This window comes from Bacillus haynesii (genome assembly GCF_001969855.1).
Taxonomy (GTDB): domain Bacteria; phylum Bacillota; class Bacilli; order Bacillales; family Bacillaceae; genus Bacillus; species Bacillus haynesii.
Genome location: NZ_MRBL01000005.1, coordinates 37,450 through 51,134, shown reverse-complemented (window position 1 = coordinate 51,134; position 13,685 = coordinate 37,450). Strand labels below are relative to the sequence as shown.

Here is a 13,685-nt window from a genome sequence, read left to right as displayed (position 1 = left end):
CTTTGTTTTTACATTTTTTAACACGCAGTAAGGTGATGGAACATGGCAAAAAGAAAACGAAAATCAACAAAGAAACAAAAACAAGGAAAAAAACGGATCTATCTTAAATTTGAATTGTACGGATTAATCTGTATCGCCATCTCGATTATTGCGGTTTTGCAGCTTGGCGTAGCAGGGCAAACGTTCATTTACATGTTCCGCTTTTTCGCCGGTGAATGGTTCATCCTTTGCCTTCTCGGCCTCTTTTTAACGGGCCTGTCTTTATTTTGGAAGAAGAAAACACCCAGTTTTTTGACGAGGAGAAAAGCGGGCCTTTACTGCATCATCGCAAGCATGCTGCTTCTTTCCCATGTCCAGCTGTTTCAGCATTTGACTGAAAGGGGAATGGTTCAGTCTCCGAGCGTGATTCAAAATACGTGGGAGCTGTTTCTGATGGATGTAAAAGGCGAGACAGGATCACCTGATCTTGGGGGCGGAATGATTGGAGCCCTTTTATTCGCGGCTTCATACTTTCTGTTTGCATCTGCAGGGTCTAAAATCATCGCCGTCTTCCTGATCTTGATCGGCCTTCTTTTGATTACGGATCGTTCGCTTCAGGAGACGCTGATCAAATGGATGACCCCGGTCGCGTCCTTCATTAAAAACCAGTGGCAGGCCTTTTTAGCAGACCTTAAACAAATGAAAAGCAGCTCGCCGAAAAAGAAATCCGGAAAAAAACAGAAGGCGCAGAGAAAACCGAAAGTGACTGAAGAGCCTGTACAAGAAGCGGAGCCTGATCCAGATCCGGTTATTCAATCAGAACCGATTATTTCAAGCTTTTCCGACCACGATGAAAAGCCCGAAGTTCAAGCGTACGAAGCTCCGGCTCCTGCCGAACATCCTCCTGAGACTGAAACCGGTGAGGAAATACAGGCCTCCGGCGCGCCTGAGATCACGTTCACAGAGCTTGAAAATAAGGATTATCAGCTTCCGTCGATTCAATTGCTGGATGATCCGAAGCATACAGGGCAGCAGGCGGATAAAAAGAATATTTACGATAATGCCAGGAAGCTGGAAAAGACGTTTCAAAGCTTCGGAGTTAAGGCGAAAGTCACCCAGGTTCATCTCGGTCCGGCCGTAACGAAATATGAAGTTTATCCTGATGTGGGCGTCAAAGTCAGCAAAATTGTCAACTTAAGTGATGACTTGGCTCTTGCGCTCGCGGCCAAAGATATCCGCATCGAAGCCCCGATCCCCGGAAAATCGGCGATTGGAATCGAAGTGCCGAATGCGGAAGTCGCGATGGTTTCCTTGAAAGAAGTGCTCGAATCGAAACTGAATGACCGGCCGGATGCAAAGCTGATGATCGGCCTTGGCCGAAACATTTCCGGAGAAGCGGTATTGGCAGAGCTCAACAAAATGCCCCATCTTCTTGTTGCAGGAGCGACAGGAAGCGGGAAAAGCGTCTGTGTCAATGGGATCATTACAAGCATTTTGATGAGGGCAAAGCCCCATGAAGTGAAGATGATGATGATTGACCCGAAAATGGTCGAGCTCAATGTCTACAACGGGATTCCACATTTGCTCGCTCCCGTCGTGACAGACCCGAAAAAAGCATCGCAGGCTTTGAAGAAAGTCGTCAACGAAATGGAGCGGCGCTATGAATTGTTTTCTCACACGGGAACGAGAAATATTGAAGGGTACAACGACTATATTAAACGGATGAATGCCGCAGAAGAAGCAAAGCAGCCGGAGCTTCCATACATCATTGTGATTGTGGACGAGCTTGCCGACTTGATGATGGTCGCTTCCTCTGATGTAGAAGACTCGATCACAAGGCTTTCGCAAATGGCCAGGGCGGCGGGAATCCATCTGATCATCGCGACACAGCGGCCGTCGGTCGATGTCATTACAGGGGTCATTAAAGCCAATATTCCGTCAAGGATCGCTTTCAGCGTATCGTCGCAGACCGACTCCAGGACGATTCTTGATATGGGAGGCGCAGAAAAACTTCTCGGCAGAGGGGACATGCTGTTTCTGCCTGTCGGCGCCAACAAACCGCTCCGCGTTCAAGGAGCCTTCCTGTCAGACGAAGAAGTTGAAAAAGTTGTCGATCACGTCATCAGCCAGCAAAAGGCCCAATACCAAGAGGAAATGATTCCAGAAGAGACGCAGGAAACGGTCAGCGAAGTGACAGACGACCTTTACGACGAAGCAGTCGCACTTGTCGTCAGCATGCAGACGGCTTCCGTGTCGATGCTGCAAAGGAGATTCCGCGTCGGCTACACAAGAGCGGCGCGGCTTATCGATGCCATGGAAGAACGGGGGATCGTCGGCCCATATGAAGGATCAAAACCCCGTGAAGTCCTCTTGTCAAAAGAGCAATACGAAGAACTCTCTTCTTGAGAAGAGAGTTCTTGTTTGACATAATTTCATTATGTAAACTAAAAACATCTATTTATTTATTTGACAAAACATGATATAGTTATCCTCAATTAAAGGTAATTTGAATCTGATCTGTCAGACGGAGGGAAAACATGTCGATAAAAGCTGACAATCAACGGTTATGTTTAAAAGTGATTGATCGGATAAAAGATGATATTCAAAATGGGGTCTTTTGCGAGAATGAACGGCTCCCGTCTGAATTTGAGCTGTCAAAGATGCTTGGTGTGAGCAGAACGGCTTTGCGCGAAGCGCTTAGAATACTGGAAGAAGAAAACGTCATCATCAGAAGGCATGGAGTCGGACATTTTGTAAATGCCAGACCGTTATTTCTTTCAGGTATTGAGCAGCTGAACAGCGTTACAAAAATGATCGAGCAGGCAAGCATGACGCCGGGAACCATTTTTATGTCCTCACAGGTTACCGCTCCTACCGAAGAAGATATGCTCCGGTTTCAATATGCGGAAGAAACGGAGATCTTTTTGCTTGAGCGGGTGAGAACGGCAAATGGAATGCCGGTTGTCTACTGCCTTGATAAAATACCTGTGGATATTCTCCCGGAAGGTTTTTCACACGAGCAGGAATCGATGTTTGAATGGCTTGAGAACAAATCGGGCGCCGTGATCAGCTACGCTGTTGCCGATATTGTGCCAATCGGGTATCACGACACCATTTCCCAAATCCTTGAATGCGAGCCTGAAACGTCTTTGCTGCTGCTCAAACAGACTCATTATGACCAAAACGATAAGCCCGTTTTATATTCTTTAAACTATTTTCGGGCCGATAAATTCAGATTTCACGTCGTCAGAAAACGTTTTTGATATGCGGGCGCTCGATTAGGAGCGGCTGTTTTTTTTGTCCGCCTTAGCGCTCATACATAAATAAGCCCGCATCATGGAACTATAACAGATGGAAATACTGATGAATTGGGTGAAAAAAGTTGAGCAGAAAAAAAGACATGAAAAGCATTTTTGCGCTGTCTTCGGTCCCGCTTGTGATGACGCTCGGCAATTCGATGCTGATTCCGGTTTTGCCGGTGATCGAAAAAAAATTAAACATTTCTTCGTTTCAAGTGTCGTTGATCATCACGGTATACTCAATTGTGGCGATTATATGCATCCCGATTACCGGCTATATGTCAGACCGGTTCGGCAGAAAAAAGATCATGCTCCCATGCCTTGTGATTGCGGGAGCTGGAGGAGCTCTGGCAGGTTTCGCTTCAACTTTTTTCAAAGATCCGTTTGCGATGATTTTAGCAGGGCGCGTCCTTCAAGGAATCGGCTCAGCCGGCGCAGCGCCGATCGTCATGCCGTTTATCGGCGACCTGTTCCAAAATGATGAAGAAATCAGCGCGGGACTCGGAGATATAGAGACGGCCAATACTGCCGGTAAAGTATTAAGCCCGATATTAGGGGCTTTTTTAGCAGCTTGGGTTTGGTACATGCCGTTTTGGTTTATTCCGATCGTGTCTCTTGCCAGCTTTTTTCTCGTCTTGTTTTTTGTTCCCAAACCGAAGGACAAAGATGATGAAAAGCAAACATTAAAAAACTTTGCAAAAAGCGTACAGGAGATTTTTAAACGGGAAGGACGGTGGCTCGTTTCCATTTTTGTCATCGGCGGGATCATTATGTTTCTTTTATTCGGGGTTCTCTTTTACCTGTCGGATACTTTGGAGAAAAAGCATCAAATTGACGGGATTGCAAAAGGAGCGCTTCTCAGCATTCCGCTGCTTTTCCTTTCCGTCAGTTCCTATCTTGCCGGAAAGCTGATCGGAAACGATAAGATCAGAATGAAGACCTGCGTGCTGATCGGCATGATCCTTCTGTCTCTGTCGTTTGCCGGTTTGTGGTGGAACCACAGCTTTTACCCGTTATTTTTGTTTATGTCCATCGGCGGCATCGGCATCGGAATAGCGCTCCCTTCTTTGGATGCGCTGATTACCGAGGGAATTGAAAAAGAAGAGCGCGGCACGATCTCTTCGTTTTACAACAGTATGCGGTTCATCGGTGTTGCGCTCGGACCGCCGGTATTCGCTTATATGATGACAAATGCGGGGTGGCTGATTTTCATTGTATCGCTTTTGTGCGGTTTAGCCGCCTTAGCGCTTGTGCTGTTTAATATTGACCCGAAGGAAGACGAAAATGAAGCTGCAAAGACGGTGTAAATCTGCACCGTCTTTTTCATAAGGTTTTTTAGTTTCCTTAAATCTCCTCCAGTTGATATAATTACAACCATACAGTCCAAGCGCATATGCTGAAATGTGGTCATAATACATAATATAAACAAGGACGAAGGAGGTTCTAGAATGACATACCTTAACGAAATAAAAGGAAAGCATCGCGGATTGACAAGCCACATTGTCAAAACGGAAAAATTCAAAACCGTCTCGATTATTTTTAAAATGCTTGCTCCTTTAACAAAGGAAGATGTGACAGAGAGGGCGCTTTTTCCGCATGTGCTTTTGCGGGGAACGAGCACCCGCCCCAAAACGGCCGATCTCAGAACGTATCTAGATGAACTTTACGGAACTTCCGTATCGTGCGACCTCTCCAAAAAAGGGGAAATGCATGTCATTACATTCAGGCTCGATATCGCAAACGAAAAATTTTTAAAGGATCAGACACCGCTTCTGGAAAAAGGGCTCGAGCTTTTGTCAGAGATCATTTTTTCGCCGGCGCTTGAAGACGGGGCTTTTCTGCCGCTGTACGTATCTCAGGAAAAACGTACACTAAAGCAAAGAATACAGGCGGTATATAACGACAAAATGCGCTATTCAAATTTGAGGCTGATTCAGGAGATGTGCAAAGATGAGCCATACGCGCTTCACGTCAACGGTGAGCTTGATGATGTGGACGGCATCACGCCTCAAAGCCTGTATGAAGCTTATCAAAAAGCGGTCAGCGAAGACCAGCTCGATATTTATGTCGTTGGGGATGTGGATGAGCAGCAGGTGGATTCGTACATTTCCAAATACTTCGAAGCAAACGAGCGGGAGCCGAGATCTGTTCCCAAGCTTGAGCAAACCCGCACAAGGGAGCCTCAGGAAGTCGTCGAGGATGCTGATGTCAAGCAAGGTAAGCTGAACATGGGATTTCGGACGGGAACGCATTTTACGGATGATGATTATCCGGCGCTTCAGCTGTTTAACGGCTTGTTTGGCGGATTTTCACATTCAAAGCTGTTTATTAATGTCAGGGAAAAGGCCAGCCTTGCCTATTATGCGGCTTCCAGAATCGAAAGCTTTAAAGGGCTGTTGATGGTGATGTCGGGAATTGAAGTCGGCAATTATCAAAAAGCCGTCGACATCATCAAGGAGCAGTTTCAGGAAATGAAAAAAGGCAGCTTTACCGAAGAGGCGATTGACCAGACGAAAGCCGTCATTCAAAACCAGATTCTTGAAACGATTGATACACCGTACGGTTTAGTCGAATTTATTTATCAGCAGGCTGCCGCCCAAACCGAATTTTCCCTGGAAGACTGGCTGGGACGAATCGACAATGTCACAAAAGACGACATCATCGAAGTCGGAAAGAAAATCGATTTGGATACAACGTACTTTCTCAAAGGGACGGAGGGAGCATCTTGACGAAAACGATCGAATTTAAACAGTTGAAGGAAACACTATATTACGAAAAAATGCCCGGCGGCCTCGATGTCTATGTTCTTCCGAAAGAAGGATTTAACAAGACATATGCGGTTTTTACGACAAAATACGGATCGATTGACAATCAGTTTGTCCCGCTCGGAAAAGAAGAAATGGTCCGCGTGCCTGACGGAATCGCACACTTTTTGGAGCATAAGCTCTTCGAAAAAGAAGACGGCGATGTTTTTCAGAAATTCAGCAGGCAGGGAGCTTCGGCAAATGCGTTTACCTCTTTCACAAGAACGGCCTACCTGTTTTCGAGCACGTCAAATGTGGAAGAAAACCTGGAAACGCTCGTCGACTTTGTGCAGGACCCTTACTTTACGGAAAAAACGGTTGAGAAAGAAAAAGGCATCATCGGACAGGAAATCAACATGTATGATGACAACCCCGACTGGCGCTTGTTTTTCGGCCTGATCGAAAACATGTACCAGGAGCACCCTGTCCGGATCGATATCGCAGGGACGATCGAAAGCATCTCGCATATTACAAAAGACCTTTTGTATGAATGCTATGAGACGTTCTATCACCCGAGCAATATGCTGCTGTTTGTCGTCGGTCCGGTCGATCCCGAAGCGATCATTCGCCAGGTCCGCGAAAACCAGCAGAAAAAACCGTATACAGACCAGCCTGAAATCGTCCGCAAAGAAGTTAAAGAGCCTGGGGCTGTATTCAAAAAAGAACAGGAAATCAAAATGAATGTTCAAAGCTCAAAATGCCTCGTCGGTTTAAAAAGCGCTCATCCGATGAATACGGGAGAAGCCTTGCTGAAGCATGAGCTGACCATCAATCTCATCCTCGAGTGCCTGTTCGGCAAAAGCTCCAGCGATTATGAAAGAATTTATGAACAAGGGTATATCGATGAGACTTTCAGCTATGACTATACCGAAGAACACGGATTTGGCTTCGTCTCTGTCGGCGGCGATACGCCTGAGCCCGACAAGCTTGCCGAGGAGCTGAAACAAGTGCTGTTCAAAGCGAAAGAAACGATAACAGCCGAAAAGCTGGAACTGGCTAGAAAGAAAAAAATCGGCAATTTCCTAAAATCAATGAATTCGCCTGAGTACATCGCCAACCAGTTTACACGGTATGCTTTTCTGGAGACGAGTCTGTTTGATATCGTCACCGTACTCGAATCAATTACGCTTGAGGACGTTTACCGCGTCATCCAGGAAGAAATCGAGGAAGACAGGATCACCGTCTGCAAAGTCGTTCCAAAATCATAAAGCAAGGCCTGAGAGTTCAGCGTGTCAGGACATTTCCGATGCACGCTGAACCTTTCTTCTTTTTAACGGAAAGGTGGAAATATGGTATGACAAAACTCGCTCTTATCACCGGCGCAAGCGGCGGAATCGGGCAAAGCATCAGCGAAAAGCTGGCGCAAAACGGGTATGATCTTCTCCTCCATTACCATACAAATGAGAAGGCAGCCGCTGCACTTGCAGAAAGGCTGACACATACATACGGCATTCACGCCGAAATCATTCACGGCGATCTGTCAGACCCCGGCGGCGCAAAAGCCGTTTCCGCTTTCATCGGCGGGCGGGCGCTTGACGGCATCGTCTTAAACAGCGGACAAAGTTTCCGCGGGCTTGTGACAGACATGTCCGATGAGGCTGTACAGGACATGGTGCAGCTCCATGTCTCAAGCCCGTTTTTATTGACGAGGAATCTGCTGCCGGCAATGGTCAGGAAAAAATCCGGCGCCATTGTAGCCGTCAGCTCCATTTGGGGTGAAACAGGGGCGTCGTGCGAAGTTTTATACAGCATGACAAAAGGCGCACAAAATGTGTTTGTCAAAGCTCTTGCAAAAGAGCTTGCGCTTAGCGGCATCAGGGTCAACGCCGTTTCTCCGGGCGCTGTGAAAACAAAGATGATGGGCTCGTTTTCAAAAGAGGAACAAGAGATGATCGTCGATGAGATTCCGATGGGAAGGCTGGCCGAAGCAGAAGAGGTTGCAGACGCCGTCCTGTTTCTGCTCTCGGCAAAGGCATCTTATATCACGGGTCAAATTTTGTCAGTTAATGGCGGCTGGCATTGTTAAAAACATGTATAGTTTACGGTCCCCCAGATCATAATAAGGCTGTAACTTCAAGAGAATGGAGGGGCCTGATATGTCCGTACTGGATAATTGGGATCAGTGGAAAAACTTTTTGGGCGACCGTTTGAACTATGCCCAAGAAAAAGGAATGTCAAACGAAACCATCTCAGATCTCGCATATGAGATCGGCGATTATTTGGCCGGTGAGGTTGATTCAAAAAACCATCAAGAACGAGTGCTCGCAGACCTTTGGAGCGTGGCTTCCGAAGAAGAGCAGCGCGCCATTGCGAACGTGATGGTTAAGCTTGTTGAAAACAACAGCTCACATTAAGGAGAGAGTGTGTTCACTCTCTCTTTTTTATAGGCGCGGCTTTGTCAGCGCACCGCTTTTGTTGTTTGCTTTTCGCCCCGACAGGGTAAACAGCATGCAGGCGCCGTTACAGCAGGTTTTTCCCGATTTTGGGAAACGGACGTTTTTCTTATTTAATCACAACATTCTGCTTTCTAATTGAGACAAAATGCTTTATGATAAAGGAAGGTAAATTTTTGCTACGATGATGGGTAGGGAGGTTATCATTTGGCAAAGCTCGAATGGTACTTAGAATATGAAATCCAAGTCAACCGTCCCGGACTTCTGGGAGATATATCCTCTTTATTGGGGATGCTTTCAATTAATATTGTGACCATTAACGGCGTCGATACTCAAAGAAGAGGCCTCTTGTTAAAATGCCGTCATATAGATCAGATCAAGCGACTGGAATCGATTCTGAACACGATGGATACGATTAAAGTGACGAAGCTCCGCGAGCCGAAGCTTCGCGACCGTCTCGCTGTAAGGCACGGCCGCTATATCCAGCGGGATGCAGACGATAAAAAAACGTTCCGGTTTGAACGCGACGAGCTCGGCTTGCTTGTCGATTTTATGGCTGAACTGTTTAAAAAAGACGGGCACAAGCTGATCGGGATCAGGGGAATGCCCCGCGTCGGCAAGACGGAATCAATTGTTGCTTCAAGCGTCTGTGCAAGCAAAAGGTGGCTTTTTGTTTCTTCAACACTGCTGAAGCAAACGATCAGAAGCCAGCTGATTGCCGATGAATACAGTCCGGAGAATGTTTTCATTTTGGACGGCATTGTGTCGACGAGAAGAGGATCTGAACGCCATTTGCAGCTCGTCAGTGAGATCATGCGGCTGCCGGCGACCAAAGTTGTCGAGCACCCGGACATTTTCGTGCAAAATACGGAATATACGATGGACGATTTTGATTACATCATCGAATTGCGAAACAGCCCCGATGAGGTGATTACATATGAACATGCTGAAGAACCGCAGATGTTTGACCATTCGGGTTTTTCCGGCTTTGATTTTTAAAATGGAAGGTGTTTGTTGTGACTGAACTAGGAAATCGGCTGAAAGAAGCCAGAGAGGAAAAAGGGATGTCATTGGACGACCTTCAGGCGGCCACAAAGATCCAAAAAAGGTATTTAACGGCCCTTGAAGAAGGAAACTATGATATCATTCCGGGGAAATTTTATGTGAGGGCTTTTATCAAGCAGTATGCCGAAGCTGTCGGCCTCGACTCGGAGCTCTTGTTTGAAGAGTTTAAAAAAGATATCCCTAATTCTTACAATGATGAGGTTTCTGAGAAGCTTTCTTCAATCAAGCCGCAGAGGGAGCTGCCCAAGTCTGCCTCAAAAGCGCTTGAACTTTTGCCTACTCTGCTTGTGGCAGCCGGCGTTATCGTTGTAATCGCGATCATTTACGTCATCGTTCAGGCTGTAAACGGCGGAGGGAATCAGCAGGCAGAAGAGCCTAAGACAGAGGAATCGCAAAGCAAGTATGACGTCTCGAAAGATTCCCCGCTGACAAAGGAAAATCAACAGAACACGGATGCGCAGAAAGACAGCGCTGAAGACGACAAAGAAAAAAAGGATCAGCAGTCTGATGAGAACGACAAGCTGACCATTAAAGCGACCGCAAGCGAAGGCTCTTCCACAACCTATGAAGTATCAGGATCCGACAAGCTGGAGCTTGAAGTAAAGGCAAACGAAAACTCGTGGGTCAGGGTGCGCGACGAGAAAGGCAGCTCTCTTAAAGAAGGAATGATGAAAAAAGGAGAAACTTTTCAAAAGAATATCACCGATCAATCGCAAATTGATTTGCGGATCGGATATGCGCCTGGCGTTGAAATTAAAATCAACGGAGAAGTTCTTTCTTACAAGCTCGATCCTAAAACTGTGATGACACAAAACATAACGATTCAAAATAAAAAGGAGGAAAAGTCATCTTAATTGCACAGATGACTTTTTCTTGCGTTCATCATCATTAGGAAAACATACATATATGGAGGAACCTTTATGTTTAATTTACCGAATAAAATCACGCTTTCTAGAATCGCATTAATTCCTGTTTTTATGGTCATCATGCTTGTGCCGTTTCAGTGGGGGGCTGTCTCCTTCGGCAGCGAGTCGATTCCGGTCACCCATTTGATCGGCGCACTGTTGTTTATTTTTGCTTCCGTCACCGATTGGGTTGACGGCTATTATGCAAGAAAACTGAACCTTGTGACAAACTTTGGGAAATTCCTTGACCCGCTTGCAGACAAGCTGCTCGTGTCTTCCGCTTTGATTATTCTGGTGCATTACCATCTTGCTCCGGCCTGGATGGCCATTGTCATTATCAGCCGGGAATTTGCCGTAACGGGATTGCGGCTCGTCCTTGCGGGAACGGGGGAAGTCGTCGCGGCCAACATGCTTGGAAAAGTGAAAACATGGGCTCAAATCATCGCCATCTCTGCCCTTTTGCTTCACAATCTTCCGTTTGAGCTTGTATCCTTCCCATTCGGCTCTCTTGCTTTATGGGTGGCTGTCTTTTTCACAGTCGTATCAGGATGGGATTATTTCGCTAAAAACTGGGAAGCTTTAAAAACATCGAACTAAACGTGGGGAAGTGGAAACAATGAAGTTGGAAAGAAAAGCGGAAATTATCGCTGTCGGTTCTGAGCTTCTGCTCGGACAAATCGTTAATACAAATGCTCAGTTTATCAGCAGGCATTTGGCTGAAATCGGCATTAACGTTTTTTATCACACGGCGGTGGGAGACAATCCGGAACGCCTTAAACAAGTTATACAGACAGCACAGCAAAGGTCTGACTTCATCATTTTTTCGGGAGGCCTCGGACCGACGAAAGACGATTTGACAAAAGAAACGATCGCTGAAGTTGTCGGGCGCCCTCTTAAGCTTGACGATGAAGCCTTCGAATCGATTCAGGATTACTTCAAAAAAACGAACCGGGAGATGTCGCCGAACAACCGCAAACAGGCGCTGATCCTCGAAGGCTCCGACGTTCTGCCGAACCGCTTCGGGATGGCTCCGGGAATGCTGCTTGAGCATGAATCGCGCTTTTATATGCTTCTGCCGGGACCTCCGAAAGAGCTGGAGCCGATGTTTGAAAACGAAGCGAAGCCGCTCATTTTGGAAAAGCTCGGCTCGAGGGAAAAGATCGTGTCAAGGGTGCTGCGCTTCTTCGGCATCGGGGAATCCCAGCTTGAAACCGATTTGGAAGATCTCATCGATGCGCAGACTAATCCGACAATCGCCCCGCTTGCGGCAGACGGGGAAGTCACGCTCAGGCTCACGGCAAAGCATGCGGATCAGGCGGAGACAACCCGCTTGTTAAAAGAAACGGAAGACCGCATCCTGGAGCGGGTCGGAGAGTTCTTTTACGGGTATGATGATACATCCCTCGCAGAAGAGCTTGCGAAAGCATGCAGGAGCAAGGGAATGACCCTGGCTGCTGCGGAAAGTTTTACAGGTGGGCTTTTTTCCAGCTGGCTGACGGAAATGAGCGGCGCTTCCGAATACTTCAAAGGCGGCGCCGTCTGCTATACAAACGAATTGAAAGTGTCAGCGGCCGGCGTTTCGGAAGACACGCTGCAGCGCTACGGTGCGGTCAGCGCGCAATGCGCAAAAGAACTCGCCGCAGGCATCAGAGTCAAAACAGGAAGCGATATCGGCATCAGTTTCACTGGAGTAGCCGGGCCGAATACGCAAGAAGGCCATCCGGCAGGAAAGGTGTTTATCGGCATCTCCGTGAAGGACCAGGCTGAAGAAGCGTTCGAATTTCAGTTCGCCGGATCCAGGTCTGCGGTGCGGAAGCGTTCTGCCAAATACGGCTGCCATCTGTTGCTGAAAATGATGGAAAAATAAGCGAAAAACGGATTTTCGGAAAATCTTTCTTACGAAAAAGGTCATTCCATTTTAGGAGATCGATTTTTTCCTCTTAAAAAAATCGAATATGCGTTCGCTTTTTTCTTGGCAAATCCGCGCAAACAAGGTATAGTAGATATAGCGGAAGTGATAAAGGAGGAAAATAGAATGAGTGATCGTCAGGCAGCCTTAGATATGGCGCTTAAACAAATAGAAAAGCAGTTTGGTAAAGGTTCGATTATGAAACTCGGCGAACAAACTGAAACGAGAATTTCAACAGTTCCGAGCGGTTCTTTAGCGCTCGATACGGCTCTTGGAGTGGGCGGATACCCGCGCGGCCGGATTATCGAAGTATACGGGCCTGAAAGCTCCGGTAAAACGACGGTGGCGCTTCATGCGATTGCCGAAGTTCAGCAGCAGGGCGGACAGGCGGCGTTCATCGACGCCGAACACGCGCTCGACCCCGTCTATGCACAAAAGCTGGGTGTCGACATTGATGAGCTTTTGCTGTCACAGCCTGATACGGGCGAGCAGGCGCTCGAAATCGCCGAAGCTCTTGTCAGAAGCGGAGCGGTGGATATCGTTGTCATCGACTCTGTGGCAGCACTTGTGCCGAAAGCTGAAATCGAAGGAGATATGGGGGATTCCCACGTCGGTTTGCAGGCCAGACTGATGTCTCAGGCGCTTCGTAAGCTTTCCGGAGCGATCAATAAATCGAAGACCATCGCGATCTTTATTAACCAGATTCGTGAAAAAGTCGGTGTCATGTTTGGAAATCCTGAGACGACACCAGGCGGAAGAGCGCTGAAATTCTACTCTTCTGTCCGCCTTGAAGTGCGCCGCGCAGAGCAGCTGAAACAAGGCAACGACGTCATGGGGAACAAGACGAAAATCAAAGTCGTGAAAAACAAAGTGGCACCTCCATTCCGGACAGCCGAAGTGGACATTATGTACGGGGAAGGAATTTCAAAAGAAGGGGAAATCATCGACCTCGGAACAGAGCTTGACATCGTTCAAAAGAGCGGTGCATGGTACTCATATCAGGAGGAACGCCTTGGACAAGGCCGTGAAAACGCCAAACAGTTCCTGAAAGAAAACAAGGACATCCTTTTGATGATTCAAGAGCAGATCCGGGAACACTACGGTTTGGATACTGGCGGCGTTGCTCCCGCGCAGGAAGACGATGCCCAAGCTCAGGAAGAACTCGAATTTTAATTATGAAACATGTGAAAGGCTGCCGGTCCGATCGGCAGCCTTTTCCTTTCATTTGCGCATTTAGGCGCAGCTCCTCTATCCACCCTCTTCATCCGGGCGGTTTGAAAAGGCGTTTAATCCAGAAACGTTAAGACCGTAAGCTTGACAAGTATTTCCCA

General features: G+C 47.2%; 12 protein-coding genes. All 12 read left to right on the top strand.

The window, feature by feature from the left end:
• Positions 1 to 42: 42 nt before the first annotated feature.
• A complete protein-coding gene (locus BTA31_RS04890; protein ID WP_076789421.1) occupies positions 43 to 2,385 on the top strand; it encodes a DNA translocase FtsK in 2,343 nt (780 codons plus the stop codon).
• Positions 2,386 to 2,516: 131 nt separating this feature from the next.
• Positions 2,517 to 3,242 carry a GntR family transcriptional regulator gene (locus BTA31_RS04885; RefSeq protein WP_076789418.1) on the top strand — a complete coding sequence of 242 codons (726 nt, stop codon included), beginning with the start codon at positions 2,517 to 2,519 and terminating at the stop codon, positions 3,240 to 3,242.
• A 137-nt stretch (positions 3,243 to 3,379) separates the two neighbouring features.
• The gene (locus tag BTA31_RS04880) at positions 3,380 to 4,585 is read left to right on the top strand and encodes a bacillibactin exporter BcbE (RefSeq protein WP_193427213.1); all 1,206 of its coding nucleotides are present in this window, start codon (positions 3,380 to 3,382) and stop codon (positions 4,583 to 4,585) included.
• Between the two features lie 141 nt (positions 4,586 to 4,726).
• Positions 4,727 to 6,007, top strand: a complete 1,281-nt coding sequence (gene yfmF / locus BTA31_RS04875) for an EF-P 5-aminopentanol modification-associated protein YfmF (protein ID WP_076789412.1) — start codon at positions 4,727 to 4,729, stop codon at positions 6,005 to 6,007.
• On the top strand, positions 6,004 to 7,290 hold the full coding sequence (gene yfmH, locus BTA31_RS04870; protein WP_076789409.1) for an EF-P 5-aminopentanol modification-associated protein YfmH: 1,287 nt from the start codon (positions 6,004 to 6,006) through the stop codon (positions 7,288 to 7,290). Before yfmF ends, yfmH begins: the two co-directional genes overlap by 4 nt.
• An 86-nt stretch (positions 7,291 to 7,376) precedes the next feature.
• A complete protein-coding gene (ymfI, locus tag BTA31_RS04865) occupies positions 7,377 to 8,108 on the top strand; it encodes an elongation factor P 5-aminopentanone reductase (protein ID WP_076789406.1) in 732 nt (243 codons plus the stop codon).
• A 70-nt stretch (positions 8,109 to 8,178) separates the two neighbouring features.
• Positions 8,179 to 8,436 (top strand): DUF3243 domain-containing protein, encoded by a 258-nt coding sequence (locus BTA31_RS04860; RefSeq protein WP_006638104.1) that lies wholly within the window; start codon positions 8,179 to 8,181, stop codon positions 8,434 to 8,436.
• A 246-nt stretch (positions 8,437 to 8,682) separates the two neighbouring features.
• Positions 8,683 to 9,474, top strand: a complete 792-nt coding sequence (locus tag BTA31_RS04855) for a YmfK family protein (RefSeq protein ID WP_003181917.1) — start codon at positions 8,683 to 8,685, stop codon at positions 9,472 to 9,474.
• A 17-nt stretch (positions 9,475 to 9,491) separates the two neighbouring features.
• Positions 9,492 to 10,394: a helix-turn-helix domain-containing protein gene (locus BTA31_RS04850; RefSeq protein WP_043926424.1), complete on the top strand. Its 903-nt coding sequence runs from the start codon at positions 9,492 to 9,494 to the stop codon at positions 10,392 to 10,394.
• 66 nt (positions 10,395 to 10,460) lie between these two features.
• Positions 10,461 to 11,042, top strand: coding sequence for a CDP-diacylglycerol--glycerol-3-phosphate 3-phosphatidyltransferase (pgsA, locus tag BTA31_RS04845; protein WP_076789402.1), 582 nt, complete (start codon positions 10,461 to 10,463; stop codon positions 11,040 to 11,042).
• 19 nt (positions 11,043 to 11,061) lie between these two features.
• A complete protein-coding gene (locus BTA31_RS04840) occupies positions 11,062 to 12,312 on the top strand; it encodes a competence/damage-inducible protein A (RefSeq protein ID WP_076789398.1) in 1,251 nt (416 codons plus the stop codon).
• Between the two features lie 168 nt (positions 12,313 to 12,480).
• The gene (gene recA / locus BTA31_RS04835) at positions 12,481 to 13,527 is read left to right on the top strand and encodes a recombinase RecA (protein ID WP_043926427.1); all 1,047 of its coding nucleotides are present in this window, start codon (positions 12,481 to 12,483) and stop codon (positions 13,525 to 13,527) included.
• Positions 13,528 to 13,685: the final 158 nt, after the last annotated feature.